The organism is Rathayibacter sp. AY1B4, assembly GCF_002932815.1.
GTDB lineage: Bacteria > Actinomycetota > Actinomycetes > Actinomycetales > Microbacteriaceae > Rathayibacter.
Genome location: NZ_PSWN01000004.1, coordinates 135,788 through 160,285 on the forward strand (window position 1 = coordinate 135,788; position 24,498 = coordinate 160,285).

A 24,498-nucleotide genomic window follows, 5' to 3' on the forward strand; every position below is an offset into this window, starting at 1 on the left:
GCTTCGCGGTCGGGTCTGGCCGGGCTCCGCTTCGCGGTCGGGTCTGGCCGGGCTCCGCTTCGCGGTCGGGTCTGGCCGGGCTCCGCTTCGCGGTCGGGTCCGGCCGGGCTCCGCTTCGCGGTCGGGTCCGGGTGGGCTCCGCTTCGCGGTCGGGTCCGGGTGGGCTCCGCTTCGCGGTCGGGTCCGGGTGGGCTCCGCTTCGCGGTCGGGTCCGGGTGAGCTGCGCTTCGCGGGAGGCCCGCGGAAACGGCGGTCGACGGGACATGCTGATCGGGTAGCGCGCGCGACGCGCGTATCGAGATCCCACGGCGCGAACGCGGGAAGCAAGTCGGTCGAGTTCCCGCAGATGGACGCGCATGGGCGGTGCCTGCTGATCGAGTAGCGCGCGGAGCGGGCGTGTCGCGGACAGGGGGGCACGGACGGGCTGCGGGCGGATCCGTGCCTGTCGGGTGGCGGCACAGGACGCCGGGGGCGACGGCGAACGGGTCAGACGGCGGTGACGACGTCGATGAGGTGGGGGGCGAAAGGGGCGTCGAGGGCGAGGACGACGCGGGTGCGGGCGTCGGAGGGGTGGACGCCGCGGTAGATGCCGCGGAGGTCGGCGACGGTCTGGCCGCGGCCGGGGCCGTGGGTGGCGTCGACAGTGACGTGGACGCGCGGGGCGGAGGTGAGGGCGACGGCGTCGACGGCGATCGCGGCGGCCATCGGGTCGTGCATGGCAGCGGTGCGCTCGCCGAAGTGGCCGACGTAGAAGTCGAAGTAGAAGTCGAGCGCCTGCCCGATGGCCTGCGCGAGGGGATCGGGCGACGCGAGCAGGACGGCGCGGTCCTCCTCCGTCAGCAGGTGCCGCATGGTCACGTCCAGGGGCACGAGCGTGAGATCCCAGTCAGCCGCGACGACCTCGGCGGCGGCCGCCGGGTCGTGCCAGATGTTGGCCTCCGCCACGGCGGTCACGTTGCCGGGGACCAGCGCGGCTCCGCCCATCACGGTCACCGAGTGGACGAGGGACGCGATCTCCGGGTGCGCGCGGAGGGCCAGCGCGAGATTCGTCAGCGGGCCGATCGCGACCAGCCGCAGCTCGCCCTCGTGCTCGCGGGCGAGACGGAGGAGGAGGTCGGCCGGATCCTCGTCGACCGGCTCGCCGCCCTCGGGCAGCGCGACCCCGCCGATGCCGTCGTCGCCGTGCACGTGCGGGGATCCGCCGGCGTAGTCCTCCTCGAGGAAGTGGTGCGCCCCCACGGCGACCGGCACGTCGTCGCGGCCGGCCAGCGCCAGCAGGCCGAGGCTGTTGACCGCGGCCCGGCGGGCGTCGGTGTTGCCGCTGACCGTGCTGATCCCGACGAGGCGGGCCCGGGGCGAGCGGAGGAGGTACGCCAGAGCGAGCGAGTCGTCGATGCCGGTGTCGCAGTCGAGGAAGACGGGGACGGTCGATGCGCTCACGGTGCTCCGATGCTCGAGGGTGGGGGACGCGTCGGGCACCGGCGGCCGACGCTCCCATTCTGCCGCTCCTCGGACGCGGCGCCCGCCGCCGACGATCAGAGCAGCGCGTAGGAGTCGCGGAGCCGCGCCCGCCACCAGGCGAGCCGCTCCGGCGACACGGCGTGACGGGAGAGGAGCTCCTCCGAGACCTCCACGCGGCCGACGGGGATGCTGCCGTCGACCGGCCGCAGCGGCCGCTCCGTGACGTCCGCGGCGAGGAGGGACGCGGTGCCGAGTCCGCAGTCGAAGGGCAGCTCGGGGAGCGCCGCGGCCAGGGCGGCGCCCATGGCGAGTCCGACCGAGCTGTCGATCGCGCTCGAGACCACCGCCGGCAGCCCCGCCTCGGCGACGAGCGCCAGCGCCCGGCGTGTCCCGCCGAGCGGCTGGGCCTTCACGACCAGCAGGTCCGCGGCTCCGGCCCGGGCGACGGCGAGCGGATCGGCGGCCTTGCGGACGCTCTCGTCGGCGGCGATCGGGATGCCCATGTACTTCACCCGGTAGCGCAGCTCCGCCAGCTCGTCGACGCTCGCGCACGGCTGCTCGACGTACTCGAGGTCGGACTCCGCGAGGGCGTGGACGGCGTGCTCGGCCTCGTCGAGGTTCCAGCCGCCGTTCGCGTCCACGCGGATCCGGCCCTCCGGACCGAGCAGGCGGCGGACCTCGACGACCCGGGCCACGTCGTCGGCCAGCGTCTGGCCGCGCTCGGCGACCTTCACCTTCGCCGTGCGGCAGCCGTGGTAGCTCGCGAGCACGGCGGCGACCTCGTGCGGTGCGACGGCCGGGATGGTCGCGTTCACCGGGATGCGGTCGCGCAGCGGTGCCGGCTGCTCGCTCCAGCCGTAGTCGATCGCCGCCCGGAGCCACGCCGCCGACTCCTCCGCGCCGTACTCGAGGAAGGGCGAGAACTCGGTCCAGCCCTCGGGGCCGCGCACGAGCGCGATCTCGCGGTGGTCGACGCCGCGGAAGCGGGTGCGGAGCGGCAGAGCGACGACGCGGAGTCCCGCGTCGATCTCGCCGAGGGAGGGGAGCGGGGAGGCGGGCACGACGTCGTCCATCCGGCCATTGTCCACCGGCCGGGGCCACGCGGCGGCCACCCGGGCGCAGGAGGTCGGCGACGCGCGCGCAAGCCCCCGGGGTCCCTCCTCCGAGCGCCCGCCGAGGTGCCAGACTGACGAGGCTGCCGTTGGAGTCCGGAGGAGTGCGATGAGCCAGATGCCGATGAGCCCGCCGCCCGCGCCCGCCCCGGGGCCGACGCAGGGCTCCGTCCCCTCCCACCGCCCGCTCGGCAGGGGCGCCTGGATCGCGCTGGGCACGAGCCTCCTCGTGGGCGTCGTCTACACCGGCGTGCTCGGCACGCTCGTCGCCGTCGGAGTGGGCGGCGCGCTCGACTCCGCCGCCGGCAGCGCGTCGACGAGCGCTCCGTCCGAGCCGTTCGGCGACCCGACGGACGACCCGTTCGGCAGCGGGGACCCGTCCGATCCGCTCTACGACTACCCCGGCTACCAGGACGGCGACGCCGCGACGATACTCGGCCAGCCGTCCGCGGAGGACGTGCGCGCGAGTGCCGAGCAGGCCGTCGCGGCCGTCGAGGGCGCCGTCCCCGAGGAGTGGACCTCGGCCGACGACGAGTACTACGAGCAGTCGCAGAACGCCTACGGCGGGCCCTCCCTTCTGTACGACTACATCTCGGCGACCGAGTACGCCGCCGCCGACGTCTCGACCGACGCCGACAGGCAGGCGGCGGTCGACCGCTTCACCGCAGCGCTCGCGCCCCTCGGATTCGACGACGTCGAGGTGGCCGACACCCCCGAGGAGTGGTCGGAGGCGGGCTACGAGCTCGACGGCGACCTCTCGGACGAGGAGGCCTCGGCCGCGCTCTGGATCGTCACCGCCCGCTCCTCCGCCGACCTCGTGCCCGCGATCGAGCTGGGCCTCGTCGACCTCGACGCCGATATGACCGGCCTGGTCGCCGACATGCTCGACGGAGTCGGCCTCTCGCCGGACCCGCAGGGCGCGTTCCTGGCGGGGTACGCGAACGGGGTCCTCCAGGACGAGGACCGCGGCGAGTTCACCGACCGCCTCGAGGAGTACGGCGGAGTCGCCACGACCTGACCGGGCGCTACAAGCAAGCTCGTCCGCCCGCAAGCCCGAATCGGCGCACCGCCCGCGCCCTACGGTGAGGGGATGGCTGCACCCCGCTCGACCAGGCCCCTGCGCGACTACGCCGCGATCGGAGACGGTCGCACGGTCGCCCTGATCGCGAAGGACGGCAGCGTCGACTGGATGCCCGTCCCGGACCTCGGCTCCACCCCCGCCTTCGCCGCCCTGATCGACGCCGAGTCCGGCGGCTGCGTCGAGCTCGCCCCCGAGGAGCCCGCCGAGGTCTCGCGCGCCTACATCCGCGACACGAACGTCCTCGAGACCACCTTCACCACCGAGTCGGGCACCGTCCGCGTGACGGACGCGCTCGTCACCGGGATCGCCGGCCGCCTCCCGTGGGCCGAGCTCGCGCGCCGCGTGGACGGTGTCGACGGCGAGGTGCGGATGCGGTGGGCCGTGCGTCCCGGAACGGGACTCGGCCGGTTCTCCCCGTGGATCCAGAACGCCGACGGCCGCTCGCTCATCCGCGCCGGCGACATCACCATCGGCGTCACCGGCCAGGAGCACGGGCCCGACGGCGACGACGCGCCCTCCGGCGCCGGCGACGAGCTGACGGGCTCCTTCGTCGTGACCGCGGGCAAGGACGCCGTGCGGCACGTCCTGGTCGTGTCGGCCACGCACGACGAGCCGCTGCACTTCCCGGTCGCGAAGAACGTCGACCGCGGCATCGACCGCACCATCCGCAGCTGGCAGGACTGGTCGGAGGAGTTCTCCTACGACGGCCCGTGGTCCGAGGCCGTCCAGCGCAGCGCCCTCGCGCTCAAGCTGCTGATCTACTCGCCCACAGGAGCCATCGCCGCTGCCGCGACCACGTCGCTCCCGGAGTCGCCCAACGGCGGCAAGAACTGGGACTACCGCTTCGCCTGGGTGCGCGACGCCGCGTACACGATGCACGCGCTGGTGCGCTTCGGCCTGCGCGAGGAGACGCACGCCGCGCTGTCCTGGCTCCTCCGCACGATCAAGGAGCACGGGCCGGACCTGCACATCTTCTACGGACTCGACGGCTCCATGCCGACCGTCCTGGAGGAGTTCGACGTCCCGGGCTACGCCGGCATCGGCCCTGTCGTCGCCGGCAACGCAGCGCAGAGCCAGCTGCAGCTGGGCGTCTTCGGCGACCTCTTCGACATCTGCCGCATCTACGTCGACGAGGGCAACGTCCTCGACATCCAGACCGGTCGGCTCCTCGCCCGCGTCGCCGACACCACCTGCGACCTGTGGCGGAACCGCGATGCGGGCATGTGGGAGCTGGAGGAGGAGCAGCACTACACCTCCTCGAAGATGGGCTGCTGGCAGGCGCTCGACGCGGCCGTGCACCTGGCGGAGCTCGGCCAGGTCGCGGGCAGCCCCGACCGCTGGCGCTTCGAGCGCGACCGCATCCGCGAGTGGATCGAGGAGCACTGCTGGTCCGAGGAGCTCGGCTCCTACGTGATGTACCCGGGCAGCGAGGAGCTGGACGCCTCGGTGCTCCTGCACGCGCCCAGCGGCTACGAGCGCGGCGAGCGGATGATCTCCACCATCGACGCCCTGGTGAAGGAGCTCGGCCGCGGTGCGCTGCTGTTCCGCTACTCCGGCATGGAGGGCGAGGAGCACCCGTTCGTGGCCTGCTCGTTCTGGCTCGCGTCCGCCCTGGCCTGCGTCGGTCGGCACGACGAGTCGGTCGCCCTGATGGACGAGCTCGTCGCCACGGTCCCGAACGACGTCGGGATCATGTCCGAGATGATCGCGGTCGACGACCTGGCCTTCTGGGGCAACCTGCCGCAGGGGCTCAGCCACCTCGCGCTGATCAACGCGGCCATCACCATCGAGGAGCTGGCGCCGGAGAAGGTCGGCCGCGCGTAACCCCGCCGACGGCGTCCGCGCAACCCGTTGAGGGCCGGCTCCGAGGGGCGTAGACCAGTACCACCCCCTCGCACCGCACCCACAAGGAGCACCTCAGCATGGATCTCGGCATCAGCGGCCGCATCGCCCTCGTCACCGGAGGCGACTCCGGCATCGGCCTGGCCACGGCGCAGCTCCTCCTCGCCGAGGGCGCGACCGTCGTGATCACCGACAAGGACCAGGCGGAGCTCGACCGGGCGGCGGCCGGGCTCGACGCTCCGGAGGGCCGCCTGCACGCCTTCGCCGCCGACGTCACCAGCACGGAGCAGCTCGCCGAGCTGCACCGCCGCGTGGCCGGAGCGGTCGGCGCGATCGACATCCTCGTGCAGTGTGCCGGAGTCACGGGGGCGCAGGGCCTCTTCCACGAGATCGACGACGAGGGCTGGACCAGCACCCTCGAGGTCGACCTGCTCGGCCCCGTGCGGCTCGTGCGCGAGTTCCTCCCCGACCTCCGCACCGGAGGCTGGGGCCGGCTCGTGCTCACCGCCTCCGAGGACGCCGTGCAGCCCTACGACGACGAACTGCCCTACTGCGCCGCGAAGGCGGGGGTCCTCGCCTTCGCCAAGGGCCTCTCGCGCTCCTACGCGCAGGAGGGCCTCCTCGTGAACACGGTCTCGCCCGCGTTCATCCGCACTCCGATGACCGACGCGATGATGTCGAAGCGCGCCGAGCAGAGGGGCACCTCGGTCGACGAGGCGATCTCGTCCTTCCTCGACGAGGAGCGGCCGTACATGGAGCTGAAGCGCCGGGGCGAGGCCGAGGAGGTCGCAGCCGTGATCGCCTTCCTCTGCTCCGACCGCGCCTCGTTCGTGAACGGCTCGAACTACCGCGTCGACTCCGGATCCGTCGCCACGATCTGATCCCCGCAACCACGGGCCCCGCCCAGCGCGCGCACCCCGCGCGTGCGGGCGCCGTCCAGCCGAAGAAGCCAGACTCGGGGCGGGACACCGCACCCGGCACTGCAAGAGAAAGGAACGGTCCATGACCACCACCCTCGAACGCCACGTCGAAGCCCCCGCGGGCTCCGGTGCCAAGACCAGCCGCCGTCAGAACGCCGAGAAGGGCTTCAAGGCCTCCAAGGAGCTGCTCGACAGCCTCCAGATCGTCCTCGTCGACCTGATCGAGCTCCACGTCCAGGGCAAGCAGGCCCACTGGAACGTCGTCGGCAAGAACTTCCGCGACCTCCACCTGCAGCTCGACGAGATCATCGAGGCCGCGCGCGAGTTCAGCGACGACATCGCCGAGCGCATGCGCGCCCTCCACGGGATCCCGGACGGCCGCAGCGACACCGTCGCCGCGACCACCACCCTCCCCGAGTACCCGCACGGCGAGATCGACACGGCCGAGACCGTCGACCTGGTCACGATCCGCCTCGAGAACACCGCCGCCACCATGCGCGAGGTCCACGACCAGGTGGACGAGGAGGACCCGACCAGCGCGGACCTCCTCCACGCGATCATCCAGAGCCTCGAGCAGTACGCCTGGATGGTGTCGGCCGAGAACCGCACCACCTCCGCCGCCAAGTAGGGGCGAGCACCGGCAGGGGGACTCCGCGTCAGCGGGGTCCCCTTCCGTCTGCCCGAGCGGTGTCGAGTCGCCGTGCAGTCCGGATCAGTAGGGTCGTGACATGAGCACGCAGGTCTCCGAACTGTTCGACGCGCACCGCTGGGCGGCCGTCGACGGCTTCGACGCACTCGAGGACATCACCTACCACCACGACCGCTCCGGCCGCATCGCGCGGGTCGCGTTCGACCGGCCCGAGGTCCGCAACGCGTTCCGGCCGCGCACGGTCGACGAGCTGTTCCGCGCCCTCGAGGACGCCCGGACGAACCCGCGCATCGGCGTCGTCATCCTCACCGGCAACGGCCCGAGCCCGCGCGACGGAGGCTGGGCGTTCTGCTCCGGGGGAGACCAGCGGATCCGCGGCCGCGACGGCTACCGGTACTCCGACGGCGAGACCGCCGAGGGCATCGACTCCGCGCGGAACGGCCGCCTGCACATCCTCGAGGTGCAGCGCCTCATCCGCTTCATGCCGAAGGTCGTCATCGCGGCCGTCCCCGGCTGGGCCGCGGGAGGCGGGCACTCGCTGCACGTGGTCTGCGACCTCACCCTCGCCTCCGCCGAGCACGGGCGCTTCAAGCAGACGGACGCCGACGTCGGCTCCTTCGACGCGGGCTACGGCTCGGCGTACTTCGCCCGCCAGATCGGGCAGAAGGCCGCGCGCGAGGTGTTCTTCCTCGCGCGGGAGTACTCCGCGCAGCGCGCCTACGAGATGGGTGCCGTGAACGCGGTCGTCCCGCACGCCGAGCTCGAGACGACCGCGGTGGAGTGGGCCGAGACGATCCTCACCAAGTCGCCCACGGCCATCCGGATGCTGAAGTACGCGTTCAACGCCGTGGACGACGGCCTCGTGGGCCAGCAGCTCTTCGCGGGCGAGACCACGCGCCTCGCCTACGGCACCGACGAGGCCGTCGAGGGACGAGACTCCTTCCTCGAGAAGCGCGAGCCCGACTGGTCGCCGTTCCCGTGGCAGTTCTGAGCCGGAGGGCACGCAGGTGACCCGCCCGCTCGCGGGTGTCGACGCGACGGTCGAGTCCGTCCTCCTCGCTCTGCGCGCGGCCCTGGACGGCAGCGGCCCGGCGATCCGCGTCTCCGCCCCCGGCGCTGCGACCGCCTCCGAGGATGCCGTCGTGCCGCAGCGCGTCGCCGTCGTCGTCGAGACCTCGGGCTCGTCGGGGCCGCCCAAGCGGGTCGCGCTCTCGACAGCGGCACTGCTCACCAGCGCCTCCGCGACCCTCGCCGAGCTGGGCGGGCCGGGACGCTGGCTGCTCTGCCTGCCGACCCACTACGTCGCGGGACTGCAGGTGCTCGTCCGCTCGCTGACCGCGGAGGCCGACCCGGTCGTCCTCCCGGCAGGCGGCTTCGACGCGGCGGCCTTCCTCGCTCTCGCTCGGACGATGCCGGCGGAGGAGCGGCGGTACTCCTCGCTGGTCCCCGTGCAGCTCGCGCGGCTGCTGGACCTCGCCGAGCGCGATCCGGCCGCGGCCGAGGCGCTCCGCTCGTTCGACGCGCTCCTGATCGGCGGCCAGGCGACGCCGCAGCCGCTGCGGGACCGCGCCGCCGCCCTCGGCGTGCGCATCCGCCTGACCTACGGATCGAGCGAGACGTCCGGTGGCTGCGTCTACGACGGCGTCCCGCTCCACGACGTGCGGATGCGCGTCGAGGACGGGCAGGTGCTGCTCGGCGGGCCGACCCTCGCGGAGGGCTACCTCGACGCCGACGGCGCGATCGACCACGAGCGCAGCGCCGCCGCCTTCCTCGAGATCGACGGGGAGCGCTGGTACCGCACGGGCGACGCGGGCTCGATCGTCGACGGGCGCCTCCGGGTGACCGGTCGGCTCGACCGCGTGATCGTGTCGGGCGGGGAGAAGGTCTCGCTCGACGCCGTCGAGGCCGTGCTCCGCGAGGGGCCCGTCCCCGACGCGGTCGTCGTGCGGCGGGTGGACGAGCAGTGGGGCGAGGTCCCGGTCGTCGTGACGGCGGAGGAGGCTCCCGCGCTCACCGACCTGCGCGCCCTGATCGCCGACCGCCTCGGGCGCGCCGCCGCTCCCGCGGCCGTGCTGCCGGTCGGCCGCATCCCCCTCCTCGCCTCCGGGAAGCCCGACCGCCGCGCCCTCGAGGCGCTCGCCGAGCAGGCCTGACCGGCTCCGAGCGTCGACGGGCCGATGGGTAGGATTCCCTCCGTGTCGAGTACGAGTCGCAAGAAGAAGTCCTCCAGCGGCCGCCCCGGGGGCAGCCCGCGAGCGGTCGTCGTGAAGCCCGCCGGTCCCCGCGAGTGGATCGCCGGCGCCCGCCTCCGCACCCTCCCGCTGGCCGTCGCCCCCGTGCTCATCGGCACCGGAGCGACCCAGGTCGTCGACGAGGGCTGGCACTGGGTGCGCGCCCTGCTCTGCCTGGCCGTCTCGCTCGCCCTGCAGATCGCCGTCAACTACGCCAACGACTACTCCGACGGCGTGCGCGGCACCGACGCCAACCGCGTCGGACCCTCGCGGCTGACCGGCTCCGGAGCGGCGAAGCCCCGCCAGGTGCTCACCGTCGCCCTGGTCTTCTTCGGGATCGCGGCCGTCGCCGGCCTCGTGCTCACCGCCCTCTCGGGGCAGTGGTGGTTCCTGATCGTCGGCGCGGCGGCGATCGCGGCCGGCTGGTTCTACACCGGCGGACGCCGCCCCTACGGCTACCTCGGGCTCGGCGAGCTCTTCGTCTTCGTGTTCTTCGGCCTGGTCGCCACCGTCGGCACCACGTTCGTGCAGATCGGCCGCACCAACCAGGAGTCGTGGCTCGGCGCCGTGGCGGCGGGCCTGTTCGCCTGCGCCGTGCTCATGGTCAACAACATCCGCGACATCCCGACCGACCGCCTCTCGGGCAAGCGGACCCTCGCGGTCCTCGCGGGACCGGCCGTGTCCCGGGCGATCTACACGGGCTTCGTGCTGATCCCGTTCGGCATCGCGGTGATCCTCGCGCTGTTCTACCCGCTGGCGTGGCTGACGCTCTTCGTGCTTCTGATGATCCTGCCGGCCATCCTGATCACCCTGACGGCGAAGACGGCGAAGGAGCTCATCCTGGCGCTGCAGCTGACCAGCCTGGGCGGGCTCGCCTACGCGGTCATCCTCGGGGCGGCGCTGGCGTTCTAGAGCGGCGGCTCGCACGAGGCGGGCTCGGGTGGGCCGGATCGGGTGAGATCGGCTGTTGCGCGCCGGGCCTGGTGCGAGCGGGGTCAGCGCGTCCGAGGGGAGGCCTCGCCGGCGGGAGCGCCCGGCTCAGCGGTCGTCGCGGGTCGCGTCGACCGCGGCGTCCTCGACGTCGTCGTCGGTCGGGGCGCGCGGGACGTCCTTGCGGCGCTCGTAGATCGCCTCCGCGATGCGCTCGCGGGGCTTCCTCAGCAGGATGTAGGAGAGGGACAGGCTCGCGATCGCGGCGACGAAGCCCGCGGTGACCGCTGCCGTCAGCTCCGAGTCGACGAAGGTGCGCGCCGGCAGGTACACCAGCACGAAGACGCCGGCGAACATCGCCAGGCGCAGGAGCGAGTAGACGACGACCGCGCGGCTCAGTTTCACCGGGACAGTGTACGTCGGCCCCTGCACGCGCTTCCGTGAGCACCGTGGGAGCCTCCTGTCCAGCGTCCGTGCGGACCCTCCCCGACGGGGGTGCCGGACGTAGACTCGTGTCCATGATCCGCCTCGTCATCGGCCTGCTCGTGGCCCTCGCCGTCTTCACGGTCTACACCGTGATCGACGTCGCGATGAGCAACCGTCACGCCGTGCGGGCGATCCCGAAGTGGTCCTGGCTCCTGGTGGTGCTGATCCTCCCGGTCATCGGTGCGGGACTGTGGTTCTGGATCGGCCGCCCCCGCAAGCAGCGCGCCGCCGGCCGCCGCTACACCGCTCCGGACGACGACCCCGACTTCCTCGGCACCCTCCGCACCGAGCGCGACCCCGAGGAGGAGCGCCTGCAGGCCGAGCGCATCGCCCAGCTCGAGCGCGACCTCGCCGACATGGACGAGCAGGGCGAGGCCGACGGCCCCGGCCGCCGGGATGCCTGAGCACCGGCCGGTCGCCCCCTCCACCCGATTCGCGGTCGACCTCCTCATCCGCTTCGTCGCGCTCGGCGTCCGCGACGTCGTCGTCGCTCCGGGCTCCCGCTCGCAGGCGCTCGCCCTGGTGGCGGCCGAGCTCGAGACCCGCGGCGACATCCGGCTGCACGTGCGGATCGACGAGCGCTCCGCGGGGTTCCTGGCGCTGGGCCTCGCCCTCGAATCCCGGATGCCGGCGCTCGTGATCACGACCTCCGGCACGGCGACCGCGAACCTGCACCCGGCCGTGCTCGAGGCGGACGCCTCGGACGTGCCGATGATCGTCCTGACCGCCGACCGGCCCGACGAGCTGCGCGGCATCCGCTCGAACCAGACGGCCGAGCAGCGCGAGCTGTACGGGCGAGCCGCGCGGCTGTTCGAGGACGTCGCTGCTCCGGACGACGCCTCCCTGCCCGAGGACGCGCGGGCGCTCGCCGATCGTGCCGTCACCGCGGCGCGCCGCGGGCCGGTCCACCTGAACCTCTCCTTCCGCGATCCGCTCTCCTCCGCTCTGCCCCACATGGAGCGGGTCGAACCGGTCTCGTCGCCCGCCGCCGGATCCGGGATCCCGCGTGCCGTCGTGACCGCCGGTCCTGGTGAGCCGCTCACGGTCGTCATCGCCGGGGACAAGGCGGGCGCCGCGGCCGAGGAGATCGCTCGCGCCGGAGACTGGCCGCTGCTGGCCGAGGTCTCCTCCGGCGCCCGCTTCGGACCGCAGCTCGTCGTCGCCTGGCGGGGCCTGCTCGGCGAGCCCGACTTCGGCGGACGCATCCGCCGGGCGATCGTGCTCGGACACCCGACGCTCTCCCGCGAGGTCCCCGAGCTGCTGCGGCGCGAGGACGTCGAGGTGATCGTCGTGGACGCCGTGCGCGAGCAGTTCTACAACCCCGGCCGGCGCGCCCGCCGCGTCGGAGGCGTCGACGTGGTCCGCCCCGAGGGGTCGCCGCGTCCCGAGCGCGGCGAGCGCGCCTGGGCCGGATCCTGGGTGTCCGCGAGCCGCGCCCTGACGGTCGACCCCGACGAGCTGGACGAGGTCCCCGACGCCGGGTCGATGTCGGTCGAGGACCGCCGCGGCTACGCGCGCAACGCCCTCGCCGCGATCAGGGCACCGCTCACCCGCGACTTCGTCGTCGCCGCGGTCTGGAAGGTCACCTGGCCGCACGACCGGCTGCTGTTCGGAGCGTCGCGGCTGATCCGCGTCGCCGACGGGACCCTGCCGGGCAAGCGGATATCCGTCCTGGCGAACCGCGGCCTCGCCGGCATCGACGGCACGATCTCGACGGCTCTCGGGATCGCGGTGGCTTCGCAGGCGACCGAGCAGGGAGCCGGCGGAGTCACCCGGGCGGTCCTCGGCGATCTCACTCTGCTCCACGAGGCCGGCGGCCTCCTCCTCCCGCCCGGAGAGCGACGCCCGCGCGTGCAGCTCGTCGTCGTGAACGACGGGGGCGGCACGATCTTCGACGGACTCGAGGTCGCGTCGAGCTCGCATCCCGATGCGTTCGACCGCGTGCAGTTCACCCCGCAGAACGCCGATCTGGAGGCTCTCGCGCGCGCCTACGGGTGGGGCCACCGTCGTGCGGCGACGCGCGGCGAGCTGGAGCAGGCGCTGACCTCGCCGGGTGACGGGCCGGGCATCGTGGAGATCCGGCTCGAGCGCTGAGTCCGCGCGGGTCCGGTCGGACGGTCCTCCACAGGTCGTCGTCGGACGCTGTTCTCCCGGGGACGCCTCGTTCGAGCTCCGCAGCTCGTCTGCTGCTGCTTCGCTGGAGGCATGGCTGATGCGGAGACGGTGCGAGGAGAGGTCCTCGCCCTCGGCGACCGGGCGGCGGCGCTCGCGAGGAGCGCCTCCCCGGTGCTCCTGACCGCGGCGGAGGCGCTGCACGCGGGACACCGCGCGGCGCTGACCTGTCCCGACGCGTTCGCCCGAGGCTCCTCGACGGACAGCAAGGATGCGACGGACCTCGTCGAACGGTCGATCCGAGCGGAGTTCGCCGTCGCCCTCGGGGTCTCCGAGCGCACCGCCGCCAGGGAGCTGCTGCACGCCTCGCTCCTGATGGAGGAGCTGCCGCGGACCCGCTCCGCGCTCGCCGACGCCAGGATGCGCTGGGAGGCCGGCCAGCTCATCTGCTCCGTCGCGGCGACCCTCCCCGCAGCGGCGCGCGCGGCCTACGACGACCGGGCCGTCGACCTCGCGGAGACGCTGACCCCGGGGCAGCTGCGCCACGCCCTCGCGCGGGTGCGGGAGGAGCTGCACGACGAGCCCCTCGTTGAGCGGCACGCTCGCGCCCGCGAGGACCGCCGGGTGTGGATGACAGCCGGGATCGACGGCATGGCGACGGTCTGCGCGCACGTCCCCGCGCCCGAGGCCGTCGGAGCGCTCGCCCGGCTCGACCGCATCGCGAGGGATCTGCGGGACGGCGCCGAAGGGGACCGCGATCTGCGGACGCTGGCGCAGCTCCGCGCCGATGCGTGGGCCGACCTGCTCTGCCACGGGGACGTGGCGGGGACCACTCCGGAGGGAGCCGCGGCGCCCTCGACCGGGCTGCGGGCCGAGGTGAGAGTCACCGTGGCGGCGAGCACCGCCGCAGGTGACGACGAGGCGGCCGCCGAGCTCGACGGCTACGGGCCGATCCCCGCCGAGGCGGTGCGAGCGCTCATCGACGACGACGCCGCCTTCACTCCCGTGCTGACCGACGAGGAGACCGGCGCGGTCGTCTCCGTCGGGCGCCGCCACCGCCTCCCGCCGCCGAGGATGAGGCTGCTGGTCCGCCTCCGCGACCAGACCTGCCGCTTCCCGGGCTGCACCCGGCCGGCGTCCTCGACGGAGACCGACCACAGCGTCGAATGGCGGAACGGGGGAGAGACGACTCCCGACAACCTCGCCTCCCTGTGCGTCGCCCACCACCACGTGCGCCACGGCGACCGCTGGACGTATCTGCTCCATCCGGACGGCACAGCGGACTGGACCACACCGACCGGCCGTCGCGTGACGACCCGGCCGCCGGCACTGCCCGGGCGTCCGCCGGTGGGTGCAGGACGACGGCCGGGTGCTCCCCGGCTCGACGGGGACCCGGCGGGGTAGCCGACGGCTTCAGCGACTCCCGACGTGCGTCATGCCAGCGCGTCGGTGATCGGGCGGAACTTCATGCGGGTCTCGGCGAGCTCGGACTCGGGAACGCTGTCGGCCACGATGCCGGCGCCCGCCCAGGCCGTGACCGCGCCCTCGGCCGTGACCTCGGCGCTGCGGAGTCCGACAGCCCACTCGCCGTCGCCGTTGCCGTCGATCCAGCCGACGGGTCCTGCGTACCGACCGCGGTCGAAGGGCTCCAGGTGCTCGATGAGCGCAAGGGCATCGGCGGTCGGAGTGCCGGCCACTGCAGCGGTCGGGTGAAGAGCATCGACGAGATCGAGCGCGCTGGAGGAGTCGTCCAGAATTCCTCGGACGTCCGTCGCGAGGTGCCAGAGATTCGGCAGGCGGAGCGTGAACGGGGCGGCGCCCGCCGTCAGCTCCCGTGTGTGGGGCTCGAGTTCCCGGACCAGACTGGCGAGAGCGAAAGCGTGCTCCGAGCGGTCCTTCGGACTCTCGAGCAGAGCGGCCTCCACGTCCGCGTCGGCGAGGGGATCCTCGCCTCGTGCGGCCGTGCCGGCCAACACCCTCGCCGAGATCTCGCCCCGATCGACCGCGACCAGCGTCTCCGGACTGGCGCCGAGGAATCCGTCCACGGCGAAGCCCCAGCAGTCCGGGTACCGCTCGGTGAGCGCACCCAGCATCCGACGCAGGTCCGCCCCCGGCGGGAGCCGCCCCTGCAGATCGCGCGCGATCACGACCTTGGACAGCTCACCCGCCCGGATCGTCTCCACCGCGGCAGCGACCGCCGCGCGGTACCCGTCCGGCGGCAGCGCACCGGGCGAGAGCGGCACGTGGTACTCCGCCCCCAGCGGCTCCTCGCTCGGCGTATACGGTCTCTCCGCCTCGCCGATCGTGATCCGCGTCAGCCATGACCGGCCGTCGCGCGTCCCGATCACGGTGCGCGGCACGATCAGCACGCTCGTCGCCTCGGATCGGCTCGAGAAAGCGAAGGTCCCGAACGCGACCAGCCCCGTCCCGGGCAGTCCGACCCGGTCCTCCACCGTCGCCGCGTCGCAGAGCCGACGCCAGGTTGCCGCCGCCTCCCGCAGCCGTTCCGGGCCCGAGAACTCGAGGCGCAGGGCCTCGCCGCGTCCGCTGAGCCCGGCGCCGTCGCGCTGCCAGAGGAGGGGCCGCCTCGGGTCGGAGTGGGAGAGGAGCGACGGCGGAGAGTCCAGTGGAGTCGTCTCCGCACGCAGCAGGGGGGTTCCAGCGCCGATGAGCGTCACCTCAGCAGGGTACGCCCGCGCCAGAAGGTGGGACGTCCCATGCCGCGGGGCTCGGGGCGCAGGGCTCCGTTGCTACCGTGATCCGGTCCGGGGCCGCCGCGCGAGGCGGAGCGGGGCGGTCCCGGCGCTTCCCCAGGGGGGAGCGCGCCGACCGGGCGCGGGGCGGCGGATGCACAGCCGCCGTCCCTCGTCTCGCCGTAGACTTGCGGATCGTGACGAAGGCAGACCTCACCAAACGGCCCGACGAGGTCGCCTCGATGTTCGACACCGTGGCTCCCGCCTACGACCTGGTGAACGGACTCCTCTCGGTGGGGAACGACCGGCTCTGGCGGATCGCGACGACTCGCGCCGTCAACCCTGCTCCCGGTGAGCGCATTCTCGACATCGCGGCCGGCACCGGAACGTCGAGCGCGTCGCTGGCGCGGTCGGGCGCCCAGGTCGTCGCAGCCGACTTCTCCCCGGGGATGATCGCCGTCGGCCGTCGCCGTCAGGCGGGCAACGACCGGATCGAGTTCGTCCAGGCCGACGCGATGGACCTCCCGTTCGAGGACGAGTCGTTCGACGCCGTGACCATCTCGTTCGGTCTGCGCAACGTGGCCGAGCCGAGGACGGCGCTCGCCGAGTTCCTGCGTGTGCTGAAGCCCGGCGGCCGGATCGTGATCTGCGAGTTCTCGACTCCGCCGATCGCTCCGCTGGCCGCCGCGTACGACTTCTACCTGTCGAGGGTCATGCCCGCCGTCGTGCGCCTCGCGTCGTCGAACAATCCTGCGTACGACTATCTCGGCGATTCCATCCGGGCCTGGCCGGAGCAGAGCGTCGTCGCCGCCTGGCTCCGCGCGGCGGGCTTCGAGCGTGTGGCCTACCGCGATCTGACCGCGGGCATCGTGGCGCTGCACCGCGGCGTCAAGCCGATCGCGGCGACCCGATGACGACCGGGGTCCGCACAGGCCGAGACGTTAGGGTTTCCCTGTGAACGCCACTGCGCCCGTCGCCCGTCGCAGCCCGTCTCTGACGGCGCAGCTCGGCCTCTCCGAGCGCATCTTCTCCTCCTCGTCGGACCGCGCTCTCGCCCGCACGATCGACGCGGGTCTGGAGCAGGTCGAGGAGGGTCTCGTCCGGCAGCTGTCCTTCGCGGACGCCGTGGCCGACGTCTCCACCCGGTACCTCCTCGAGGCGGGCGGCAAGCGCGTGCGCCCGATGCTCACCCTCCTGGCCGCGTCGCTGGGCCGTGGCAACACGCCGCAGGTCCTGCTGGGCGCGCAGGCGATCGAGATCACCCATCTCGCATCGCTCTACCACGACGACGTCATGGACGAGGCGGAGAAGCGCCGCGGCGTCCCGTCGGCGCAGACCGTGTGGGGCAACAACGTGGCCATCCTGACGGGCGATCTGCTCTTCGCCCGCGCGAACCAGCTGATGGTCGAGCTCGGCGACAAGGCGATCCGGCTCCAGGCCGACACGTTCGAGCGGCTCGTCCTCGGGCAGCTGCACGAGACGGTCGGCCCGACCGACGGCGAGGACCCGGTCGAGCACTACCTGTCCGTCCTGGCCGACAAGACCGGGTCCCTGATCGCCGCGGCGGGCCGCACGGGAGTCGCGTTCTCGGAGGCTCCGGAGGAGTACGAGGAGGCCATGCGCGTCTTCGGCGAGAAGATCGGCGTCGCCTTCCAGATCGTCGACGACGTCATCGACCTCTCTCCCCAGCCGGAGGAGACCGGCAAGAACCCCGGCACGGACATCCGCGCCGGCGTGTCGACGCTGCCGATCCTGCGCCTGCGCGAGCGCGCCTCCTCGGACAGGGACGCCGCGGCTCTCCTCGCCCGCATCGAGAGCTATGTGAGCCGCTCGAACGACGCCATCGCGCACACGGAGGAGCAGAGCGCCGACATCTCGGACGCCATCGCTCAGCTGCGCGATCACGACGTCACCGCGCAGACCCTCGCCGAGGCCCACCGGTGGGCCGACGAGGCCGTCGCCGCCCTCGCTCCGCTGCCCGACGGCTCCGTCCGCAAGGCGCTGACGCGCTTCGCCGACACCGTCGTCGAGCGCAACGGCTGACCCCGATCGTCGCGGCGCGCCCTGCGCCGCAGGAATGAGACCGGTTGTGCGCTGCGGCGCCCCGGCAGGAGGAACGCAATGACCAAGCTCAGGCTGGCCATCGTCGGCGCGGGTCCCGCGGGCATCTACGCCGCCGACCTCATGATCAAGGCCGAGAAGAAGTACGACGTCTCGATCGATCTGTTCGAGCACCTGCCCGCGCCCTACGGCCTGGTCCGCTACGGCGTGGCGCCCGATCACCCGCGCATCAAGGGGATCATCACCGCGCTGCGGGAGGTGCTCGACCGGGGCGACATCCGCATCTTCGGCAACGTGCACTTCGGGACCGACATCACGCTCGAGGATCTCAAGCGGCACTACCACGCCGTGATCTTCGCGACCGGCGCCGTCCGGGACGCTCCGCTCGACGTCCCGGGTGTCGAGCTCGAGGGCTCCTACGGTGCGGCCGACTTCGTCAGCTGGTTCGACGGCCACCCCGACGTGTCGCGCACCTGGCCGCTGGAGGCGTCCTCCGTCGCCGTCATCGGCAACGGCAACGTGGCGCTCGACGTCTCGCGGATGCTGGCGAAGCACGCCGAGGACCTCCTGCCCACCGAGGTCCCGCCGAACGTCTACGAGGGGCTGAAGGCGTCTCCTGTCACCGACGTGCACGTCTTCGGGCGCCGCGGTCCCGCTCAGGTGAAGTTCACGCCGCTGGAGCTGCGCGAGCTGGGCGAGCTGCGCGACGTCGACATGATCGTCGCCGACGAGGACTTCGACCTCGATCCCGCTTCGGAGGCCGCCATCGCGACCAACAAGCAGGTCATGGTCATCAACCGGGTGCTCAACCAGTGGCGCACCCGTGAGGTCGGGAGCGCCTCGCGTCGTCTCCACCTGCACTTCTGGGCGAAGCCGCTCGAGTTCGTGGACGACGGATCCGGTCGGGTCGGCGCGATCCGGTACGAGCGCACCGAGCCGGACGGCGAGGGCGGAGTGCGCGGCACGGGTGAGATCCGCGAGGTCCCGGTGCAGGCCGTGTACCGCGCGGTCGGCTACTTCGGCTCGCCGCTCGACGGCCTCCCGTTCGACGAGATGCGCGGCGTGATCCCGAACCGCGAGGGCCAGGTCCTGGACGACGAGGACCAGCAGGTCCACGGCGTCTACGCGACCGGCTGGATCAAGCGCGGACCGGTGGGCCTCATCGGGCACACCAAGTCCGACGCCATGGAGACCGTCGCGCACGTGCTCAACGACCAGGCGTCCTGGTGGACGCCCGAGCACCCCGAGGAGGCGGCCGTGGTCGCCCTGCTCGAGGAGCGGGAGATCGCCTACACGGATCTCGACGGCTGGCACCGGCTGGACGAGCACGAGATGGCGCTCGGCGAGCCCGAGGGCCGTGCGCGCGTGAAGGTCGTTCCTCGCGAGGACATGATCGCGATCTCGCGGGCGGAGCCGGTCGCGCTCTGACGCGTGCTCTCCGAACGGCCCTCCGGTGCACTCCGGGGGGCCGTTCGTCGTTCCGGCGCGGACGCCGCGCACCTCCTCTAGGATTCGGGCACCGCTCTGGACGGAGACAGCATGACCACGGCCTCGCCCCACGACGTCATCCGGGTGCGCGGTGCGCGCCAGAACAACCTCCGGGGGATCGACGTCGACATCCCGAAGCGGAGGATCACCGTGTTCACCGGGGTCTCGGGCTCCGGCAAGTCGTCGCTCGTCTTCGGCACCATCGCGGCCGAGTCCCAGCGCCTCATCAACGAGACCTACTCCGCCTTCGTGCAGCAGTTCATGGGGTCGCCGGCCCGCCCGGACGTGGAGTCGCTCGACGGACTGTCGGCCACGATCGTCGTCGATCAGGAGCGGATGGGGTCGAACGGCCGGTCCACGGTCGGCACGGCGACCGACGCGTACACGATGCTACGGATCCTCTTCAGCCGGCTCGGCGACCCGCACGCGGGCACGAGCGGTGCGTTCTCCTTCAACCTGCCGGAGGGGATGTGCCCGCGGTGCGAGGGGACGGGCCGGGTGTCGAGCATCGACCTCGACGCGCTGATCGACCGCTCGAAGTCGCTCGAGGGCGGCGCTCTCGATGCGATCCCCAACTTCGTCGTCGGCGGCTGGTACTGGAAGGGCCTCGCCGAGTCGGGCCTCTATCCGGCCGATGTGCCGATCGCCGATTTCACGCCCGAGCAGATGGACGCGTTCCTCCACCGTCCGGCCACGAAGATGGCCATCGCCGGGATGACGATGACCTACGAGGGCCTCCTGGTGAAGGTCACCCGCCTCTACCTGGCGAAGGAGGCGGCCCAGCCCCACATCCGCGCCTTCGCCGAGCGGGTGGCGACCTTCGCCGCCTGTCCCGAGTGCGGAGGCGGCCGGCTCACCCGGGCGGCGCTGGAGTCGCGCATCGGGGGCCGGAACATCGCCGAGTGCGCCGCGCTGCAGGCGACCGACCTCGCCGCGTGGCTCCGCGGACTGCAGGCGCCGTCCGTCGCTCCGATCGTCGAGACCCTCCTCGGGACGCTCGACGCCCTCGTCCAGGTCGGCCTCGGCTACCTGTCGCTCGATCGGGAGTCGGGCACCCTCTCGGGCGGTGAGGCGCAGCGGGTCAAGATGGTGCGGCATCTGGGGTCGAGCCTCACGGACGTCACGTACGTCTTCGACGAGCCGACGGCGGGTCTGCATCCGCACGACGTCTCGCGGATGATCGAGCTGCTGCGGCGCCTGCGGGACAAGGGCAACACCGTCCTGGTGGTCGAGCACAAGCCGGAGATCATCGAGATCGCCGATCACGTGGTCGACCTCGGTCCGAGGGCCGGCGCGCACGGCGGCGAGCTGCGGTTCGAGGGGACGGTGGCGCAGCTGCGCACGTCGGACACCCTGACGGGCCGTCATCTCGGTCACCGCGTCCCGCTGAAGGAGGCCGTGCGCCGTCCGACCGGGGCGGTGGAGATCCGCGGGGCCTCCACGCACAACCTCCGCGGCGTCGACGTGGACGTCCCGCTGGGCGTGCTGACCGTCGTCACCGGAGTCGCCGGCTCGGGCAAGTCGTCGCTCCTGCACGGCTCGCTCGCGGGTCGGCCGGGTGTGGTGGTGGCCGACCAGTCGCCGATCCGCGGGTCGCGGCGCAGCAATCCGGCGACCTACACCGGGGTCCTCGACGCGATCCGGGCGGCCTTCGCGAAGGCGAACGGTGTGAGACCGGCGCTCTTCAGCGCGAACTCGGCAGGCGCCTGCCCCGTCTGCAAGGGGGCCGGGATGATCTTCACCGAGCTGGGCCCCGCCGCGACGGTCTCGTCGGTCTGCGAGGAGTGCGACGGCAAGCGGTTCACCGCTGAGGTGCTCGAGTACCGCCTCCGCGGGAGGAACATCCACGAGGTGCTCTCGATGCCGATCGTCGACGCCGCGGAGTTCTTCGCGAGCGGACCGGCGCACACGGTGCTCGCCCGTCTCGTCGACGTCGGTCTCGGCTACCTCACGCTCGGACAGCCGTTGAACACGCTGTCCGGGGGCGAGCGTCAGCGCCTCAAGCTCGCGATCAACATGGCCTCGTCCGGATCCGTCTACCTGCTCGACGAGCCGACCACGGGCCTGCACCTCGCGGACGTCGACACGCTGCTCGGACTGCTCGACCGGCTGGTCGACTCCGGGAACTCGGTCGTGGTGATCGAGCACCACCGCGCCCTGATGGCGCACGCGGACTGGATCATCGACGTGGGGCCCGGAGCCGGGCACGACGGAGGGACCATCGTCTTCGAGGGGACTCCGGTCGGGCTCGCCGCGGCGGACACGCTGACCGGACGCGCCCTCGCCGAGTACGCGCGCTGACGCGTCCGCAGCCGCGACGCTCGCGCGTCAGCGCGAGAACGGGCCGGACAGGGCCGCCCACTGCAGGAGCATGATCGTCTTCGCGTCGACGATCTGCACGCCGATCTGGGTCAGCGCCTCGTCGAACGAGAGCTCGAGTACCTCGATGTCCTCGCCCTCGTCGGCGAGTCCCGCGAACGCTCCGCTGCGGGTGCCCGCGCGGTAGCGGCCGGCGTAGAAGTGCAGCTTCTCGGTGACCGAGCCGGGGCTCATGAACGCGTCGAACACGTGCTCGAGCCGGCCGACCTCGAGTCCGGTCTCCTCGGACGCTTCCCGGCGGGCGCCCTCCTCGGGCCCGTCCTCGTCCAGGAGACCGGCGGGCACTTCGAGGAGCATCCCGTCGAGGTCGCCGTTCACGTACGCGGGGTAGCGGAACTGCCGGATCAGGACGACGGTGCGCGCGTCGGCGTCGTAGAGAAGGACCGCCGCGCCGTTCCCCCGGTCGTACGTCTCGCGCTGCTCGCTCGTCCAGCTGCCGTCGCGGTGCCGGTAGTCGAAGCGGGTGGTGCGGAGGACGTACCAGTCGCTCGAGAGGAGGGTGACCTCCTTCACGACGACGTCGGGGTTCCCGACGAGGTCGAGCCCGTCCCTGTCGAGTCCGGTGCGGCCCCGCCGGTCGGGGTCGTCGATTCCGGCGGTCACGCGCGTGCTCCCGTGTGCGTCATTCCTCAGCGGAAGTTGACGAACTGGAGGTCGAGCTCGAGGTCGGCCCCGCGCAGGAGCGCCATGGTCGCCTGGAGGTCGTCGCGGCTCTTCGAGGAGACGCGGAGCTCGTCGCCCTGGATCTGCGACTTGACCGACTTCGGCGCCTCGTCGCGGATGAGCTTGTTGATCTTCTTCGCGTGCTCCTGGTCGATGCCCTCCTTGAGGGTGGCCTCGATCCGGTACTCCTTGCCGGACGCGAAAGGCTCGCCCGCGTCGAGGCTCTTGAGGCTGATGCCGCGCTTGATCAGCTTCGACTGGAAGACGTCGAGGATGGCGTTCGCCCGCTCCTCGGTGTTGGCCTTGATCAGGATCTTCTCGCCGCTCCAGGCGATCGAGGCGCCGACGTTCTTGAAGTCGTAGCGCTGCTCGACCTCCTTGTGGGCCTGGTTCAGGGCGTTGTCCGCCTCCATCTTGTCGATCTTGCTGACGACGTCGAACGTTGAATCTGCCATGGCTCCGAGTTTAGCTTTCAGGCGTGGCGGAGCCCGGCCCCAGGCGCGGCTGGTACCTCTGAGGGGTGCGCCGCCTCCCCGTTCTCGTCCTCGTCCCGCTCGCCGGCCTCCTCCTGGCCGGCTGCGGCCAGCGGCCGCCCGCGCTGACGGTCGAGGAGGGCCTGTCCACCGTCCCTCCCGCGGCGACCGCTCCCGTCGCGGCCGACCCCGTCGTGCTGGAGGATCCCGAGCAGGCCGCGGCGACGCCGGTGCGACTGCTCGCCGACGAGGCGTGGCTGGGCACGGCGTCCGAGGGGAGCGGCATCCCGCTGCGTGCGCTCACCGCCTACGCGGGCACGGCCCTCCTCACGGCGTCGGTCGACCCCGACTGCCGGTTGGACTGGGCGACCCTGGCCGGCATCGGCTACGTCGAGAGCAGGCACGGCACGATCGACGGCGGCGAGCTGGGCGAGGACGGGCGGCCGACGGAGCCGATCTACGGTCCGCGCCTGGACGGAGCGCGCTTCGACCGGGTCCCCGACAACGACGGCGGGGCTCTGGACGGCGACGCCGAGGTCGACCGGGCGATGGGTCCGCTGCAGATCATCCCGGCGACGTGGATGGCGTGGGCGTCGAGCGGATGGGATCCGCAGAACGTGGACCAGCAGGCGGTGACCGCCGCCCGGTACCTCTGCGACGCCGGCGGCGACCTCTCGACCGAGTCGGGATGGCGGGCGGCGATCGCGGCCTACAACCCGGCCGGGAGCTACGCGGGGAAGGTCGCGGAGGCGGCGTCCCGCTACGCGGCGGAGGCGGACTGAGGCCTCGCGGCACCGATTTCCGATCCGCCGGTCGCGTGGGTATCCTTGCTGAGCGCCTCCGGTTGTGAACACGCGGTCGGGTGCGCCACGGCGAGTTACCCTAGCGGCCAAAGGGATCTGACTGTAAATCAGACGGCGTAGCCTTCGGGGGTTCGAATCCCTCACTCGCCACCGAGCAGGAACACCCGGCAGACGCCCCGGCATCACGAGATGCGCGGGGCGTTCCGCATGTCGGGGGATCGCCCTTCCGGCGGAGCGCCTTTCCGGGGGAGGACCGGTCCGGCCCGCGCCGTCGCCTCAGCCCCGCGCCTCCTGCTCCAGGAACGCTGCGAGAGAGAGCGGCGGCCGTCCGGTCAGCCGCTCGACGTCGCCCGAGACGTGCTCCAGCTGTCCGGCGGCGATCGCGGAGTAGGTGCTGACCCAGGCGTCCAGCTGCCAGTCCGGTGCGTTCCAGCGGCGGCGTGACGCGTACGCCTCCTCGAGGGTCTCGTCGACGTACACGGCGGGGCGGCCCGCCGCCGTCAGGGTCGCCGCGACCTCGTCGAGGGTGAGGGCCTCGGGCCCGGTCAGCTCGTAGGCGGCTCCGCGGTGCTCGGAGGGGGAGCGGAGGACCGCGGCGGCGGCGCGGGCCACGTCCTCGCGCGCGACGACGGCGGCACGGCCCGATCCCGCGGGTCCGCGGATCGCGCCGTCGTCGCCGAGCATCGCGGGCAGGAAGTCGAGGTAGAGGTTGTCGCGGAGGAACGTCCAGCCCATGCCGGAGCGGCGGATCGCGTCCTCGGTGGCCGCGTGGTCTCGGGCGAGGGTGAAGACCGCGTCGGGTGCGGCTCCGGCGAAGGAGGTGTAGACGACGTGCTCGACACCCGCGGCGGCGGCTGCGTCGACGAACGCGAGGTGCTCGGCGCGGCGCTCCTCGTTCTCGGAGGCGGAGACCATCAGGAGGAGGCGCACGCCCTCGAGCGAGTCGCCCGCGTCGGCGAAGGAGGAGCGCACCACCTCGGCCCCGGGGAGCTCGGGCGCGCGGGACGGGTCGCGGACCAGCAGGCGGAGGGCGTGACCGGCGTCGGCGAGCTCGCGCGCGACGCGACCGCCCACGGCTCCGGTGGCTCCCGTGAGGGCGATAGGGGTGCTCATC

22 protein-coding genes and 1 tRNA gene are annotated in these 24,498 nt (G+C 72.8%); 16 read left to right on the plus strand and 7 right to left on the minus strand.

The features are described 5' to 3' along the window. Nucleotides 1-486: 486 nt before the first annotated feature. Together C5D66_RS03965 and C5D66_RS03970 are read right to left on the minus strand one after the other, a co-directional pair. The gene (locus C5D66_RS03965) at nt 487-1,440 is read right to left on the minus strand and encodes a nucleoside hydrolase (protein WP_104239146.1); all 954 of its coding nucleotides are present in this window, start codon (nt 1,438-1,440) and stop codon (nt 487-489) included. Between the two features lie 95 nt (nt 1,441-1,535). Next, complete coding sequence (locus C5D66_RS03970) at nt 1,536-2,534, minus strand: o-succinylbenzoate synthase (RefSeq protein WP_104254851.1); 999 nt, start codon at nt 2,532-2,534, stop codon at nt 1,536-1,538. A gap of 148 nt (nt 2,535-2,682) precedes the next feature. Here C5D66_RS03970 and C5D66_RS03975 point away from each other — a divergent pair, with 148 nt between their 5' ends. The 7 genes from C5D66_RS03975 to C5D66_RS04005 all read left to right on the plus strand — a co-directional run bounded on the left by C5D66_RS03975 (nt 2,683) and on the right by C5D66_RS04005 (nt 10,208). Beyond that, entirely contained in the window at nt 2,683-3,591 is a 909-nt protein-coding gene (locus tag C5D66_RS03975; protein ID WP_104274183.1) for a hypothetical protein, read from the plus strand. Between the two features lie 72 nt (nt 3,592-3,663). After that, the gene (locus tag C5D66_RS03980) at nt 3,664-5,478 is read left to right on the plus strand and encodes a glycoside hydrolase family 15 protein (RefSeq protein WP_104247930.1); all 1,815 of its coding nucleotides are present in this window, start codon (nt 3,664-3,666) and stop codon (nt 5,476-5,478) included. A gap of 98 nt (nt 5,479-5,576) precedes the next feature. Beyond that, on the plus strand, nt 5,577-6,377 hold the full coding sequence (locus tag C5D66_RS03985; protein WP_104225910.1) for an SDR family NAD(P)-dependent oxidoreductase: 801 nt from the start codon (nt 5,577-5,579) through the stop codon (nt 6,375-6,377). A 121-nt stretch (nt 6,378-6,498) separates the two neighbouring features. Beyond that, nucleotides 6,499-7,044, plus strand: a complete 546-nt coding sequence (locus C5D66_RS03990) for a Dps family protein (RefSeq protein ID WP_104223596.1) — start codon at nt 6,499-6,501, stop codon at nt 7,042-7,044. A 100-nt stretch (nt 7,045-7,144) separates the two neighbouring features. Continuing rightward, on the plus strand, nt 7,145-8,056 hold the full coding sequence (locus C5D66_RS03995; protein ID WP_068255374.1) for a 1,4-dihydroxy-2-naphthoyl-CoA synthase: 912 nt from the start codon (nt 7,145-7,147) through the stop codon (nt 8,054-8,056). 16 nt (nt 8,057-8,072) lie between these two features. After that, entirely contained in the window at nt 8,073-9,218 is a 1,146-nt protein-coding gene (locus tag C5D66_RS04000) for an AMP-binding protein (RefSeq protein WP_104254849.1), read from the plus strand. 24 nt (nt 9,219-9,242) lie between these two features. Further along, nucleotides 9,243-10,208, plus strand: a complete 966-nt coding sequence (locus tag C5D66_RS04005; RefSeq protein WP_104254848.1) for a 1,4-dihydroxy-2-naphthoate polyprenyltransferase — start codon at nt 9,243-9,245, stop codon at nt 10,206-10,208. A gap of 126 nt (nt 10,209-10,334) precedes the next feature. Here C5D66_RS04005 and C5D66_RS04010 read toward each other — a convergent pair whose 3' ends face one another. Next, nucleotides 10,335-10,631 carry a DUF4229 domain-containing protein gene (locus tag C5D66_RS04010; RefSeq protein WP_104239140.1) on the minus strand — a complete coding sequence of 99 codons (297 nt, stop codon included), beginning with the start codon at nt 10,629-10,631 and terminating at the stop codon, nt 10,335-10,337. 113 nt (nt 10,632-10,744) lie between these two features. Here C5D66_RS04010 and C5D66_RS04015 point away from each other — a divergent pair, with 113 nt between their 5' ends. From C5D66_RS04015 to C5D66_RS04025, 3 genes are all read left to right on the plus strand, one after another. After that, nucleotides 10,745-11,116, plus strand: a complete 372-nt coding sequence (locus C5D66_RS04015) for a PLD nuclease N-terminal domain-containing protein (protein WP_104225908.1) — start codon at nt 10,745-10,747, stop codon at nt 11,114-11,116. Further along, the gene (gene menD / locus C5D66_RS04020; RefSeq protein ID WP_104254847.1) at nt 11,109-12,806 is read left to right on the plus strand and encodes a 2-succinyl-5-enolpyruvyl-6-hydroxy-3-cyclohexene-1-carboxylic-acid synthase; all 1,698 of its coding nucleotides are present in this window, start codon (nt 11,109-11,111) and stop codon (nt 12,804-12,806) included. The genes C5D66_RS04015 and menD overlap by 8 nt, the downstream gene beginning before the upstream one ends. 111 nt (nt 12,807-12,917) lie before the next feature. Continuing rightward, nucleotides 12,918-14,228 (plus strand): HNH endonuclease signature motif containing protein, encoded by a 1,311-nt coding sequence (locus tag C5D66_RS04025; protein WP_104254846.1) that lies wholly within the window; start codon nt 12,918-12,920, stop codon nt 14,226-14,228. A 29-nt stretch (nt 14,229-14,257) separates the two neighbouring features. Here C5D66_RS04025 and C5D66_RS04030 read toward each other — a convergent pair whose 3' ends face one another. After that, the gene (locus tag C5D66_RS04030) at nt 14,258-15,502 is read right to left on the minus strand and encodes an isochorismate synthase MenF (RefSeq protein ID WP_374952913.1); all 1,245 of its coding nucleotides are present in this window, start codon (nt 15,500-15,502) and stop codon (nt 14,258-14,260) included. 212 nt (nt 15,503-15,714) lie between these two features. Here C5D66_RS04030 and ubiE point away from each other — a divergent pair, with 212 nt between their 5' ends. The 4 genes from ubiE (at nt 15,715) to C5D66_RS04050 (ending at nt 21,367) form a co-directional block, all read left to right on the plus strand. Then, the gene (gene ubiE, locus C5D66_RS04035; protein ID WP_104254891.1) at nt 15,715-16,431 is read left to right on the plus strand and encodes a bifunctional demethylmenaquinone methyltransferase/2-methoxy-6-polyprenyl-1,4-benzoquinol methylase UbiE; all 717 of its coding nucleotides are present in this window, start codon (nt 15,715-15,717) and stop codon (nt 16,429-16,431) included. Nucleotides 16,432-16,471: 40 nt separating this feature from the next. Further along, on the plus strand, nt 16,472-17,560 hold the full coding sequence (locus C5D66_RS04040) for a polyprenyl synthetase family protein (RefSeq protein ID WP_104233415.1): 1,089 nt from the start codon (nt 16,472-16,474) through the stop codon (nt 17,558-17,560). Between the two features lie 78 nt (nt 17,561-17,638). After that, the gene (locus tag C5D66_RS04045; RefSeq protein ID WP_104223603.1) at nt 17,639-19,006 is read left to right on the plus strand and encodes an FAD-dependent oxidoreductase; all 1,368 of its coding nucleotides are present in this window, start codon (nt 17,639-17,641) and stop codon (nt 19,004-19,006) included. A 111-nt stretch (nt 19,007-19,117) separates the two neighbouring features. Beyond that, nucleotides 19,118-21,367, plus strand: a complete 2,250-nt coding sequence (locus C5D66_RS04050) for an excinuclease ABC subunit UvrA (RefSeq protein WP_104274184.1) — start codon at nt 19,118-19,120, stop codon at nt 21,365-21,367. Nucleotides 21,368-21,394: 27 nt separating this feature from the next. Here the strand turns inward: C5D66_RS04050 and C5D66_RS04055 are convergent, their stop codons facing one another. Together C5D66_RS04055 and C5D66_RS04060 are read right to left on the minus strand one after the other, a co-directional pair. Then, the gene (locus tag C5D66_RS04055; RefSeq protein WP_104233413.1) at nt 21,395-22,048 is read right to left on the minus strand and encodes an NUDIX domain-containing protein; all 654 of its coding nucleotides are present in this window, start codon (nt 22,046-22,048) and stop codon (nt 21,395-21,397) included. 26 nt (nt 22,049-22,074) lie between these two features. Further along, the gene (locus C5D66_RS04060) at nt 22,075-22,563 is read right to left on the minus strand and encodes a YajQ family cyclic di-GMP-binding protein (protein WP_104223606.1); all 489 of its coding nucleotides are present in this window, start codon (nt 22,561-22,563) and stop codon (nt 22,075-22,077) included. A gap of 65 nt (nt 22,564-22,628) precedes the next feature. On the opposite strand from C5D66_RS04060, the gene C5D66_RS04065 reads away from it, so the two are divergent. Beyond that, complete coding sequence (locus tag C5D66_RS04065; RefSeq protein ID WP_104254843.1) at nt 22,629-23,363, plus strand: hypothetical protein; 735 nt, start codon at nt 22,629-22,631, stop codon at nt 23,361-23,363. An 89-nt stretch (nt 23,364-23,452) separates the two neighbouring features. Beyond that, nucleotides 23,453-23,534, plus strand: a tRNA-Tyr gene (locus C5D66_RS04070). Nucleotides 23,535-23,660: 126 nt separating this feature from the next. Here C5D66_RS04070 and C5D66_RS04075 read toward each other — a convergent pair. Next, entirely contained in the window at nt 23,661-24,497 is an 837-nt protein-coding gene (locus C5D66_RS04075; protein WP_104254842.1) for an SDR family oxidoreductase, read from the minus strand. Nucleotide 24,498: the final 1 nt, after the last annotated feature.

Coding starts and splice junctions, on each gene's coding strand:
- C5D66_RS03980 (WP_104247930.1), top strand. CDS start 3,664: ATGGCTGCACCCCGCTCGACCAGGCCCCTGCGCGACTACGCCGCGATC.
- C5D66_RS03990 (WP_104223596.1), top strand. CDS start 6,499: ATGACCACCACCCTCGAACGCCACGTCGAAGCCCCCGCGGGCTCCGGT.
- C5D66_RS03975 (WP_104274183.1), top strand. CDS start 2,683: ATGAGCCAGATGCCGATGAGCCCGCCGCCCGCGCCCGCCCCGGGGCCG.
- C5D66_RS04025 (WP_104254846.1), top strand. CDS start 12,918: ATGGCTGATGCGGAGACGGTGCGAGGAGAGGTCCTCGCCCTCGGCGAC.
- C5D66_RS03995 (WP_068255374.1), top strand. CDS start 7,145: ATGAGCACGCAGGTCTCCGAACTGTTCGACGCGCACCGCTGGGCGGCC.
- C5D66_RS04075 (WP_104254842.1), bottom strand. CDS start 24,497: ATGAGCACCCCTATCGCCCTCACGGGAGCCACCGGAGCCGTGGGCGGT.
- C5D66_RS04050 (WP_104274184.1), top strand. CDS start 19,118: ATGACCACGGCCTCGCCCCACGACGTCATCCGGGTGCGCGGTGCGCGC.
- C5D66_RS04060 (WP_104223606.1), bottom strand. CDS start 22,563: ATGGCAGATTCAACGTTCGACGTCGTCAGCAAGATCGACAAGATGGAG.
- menD (WP_104254847.1), top strand. CDS start 11,109: ATGCCTGAGCACCGGCCGGTCGCCCCCTCCACCCGATTCGCGGTCGAC.
- C5D66_RS04045 (WP_104223603.1), top strand. CDS start 17,639: ATGACCAAGCTCAGGCTGGCCATCGTCGGCGCGGGTCCCGCGGGCATC.
- C5D66_RS04015 (WP_104225908.1), top strand. CDS start 10,745: ATGATCCGCCTCGTCATCGGCCTGCTCGTGGCCCTCGCCGTCTTCACG.
- C5D66_RS03985 (WP_104225910.1), top strand. CDS start 5,577: ATGGATCTCGGCATCAGCGGCCGCATCGCCCTCGTCACCGGAGGCGAC.
- C5D66_RS03970 (WP_104254851.1), bottom strand. CDS start 2,534: ATGGACGACGTCGTGCCCGCCTCCCCGCTCCCCTCCCTCGGCGAGATC.
- C5D66_RS04005 (WP_104254848.1), top strand. CDS start 9,243: ATGGGTAGGATTCCCTCCGTGTCGAGTACGAGTCGCAAGAAGAAGTCC.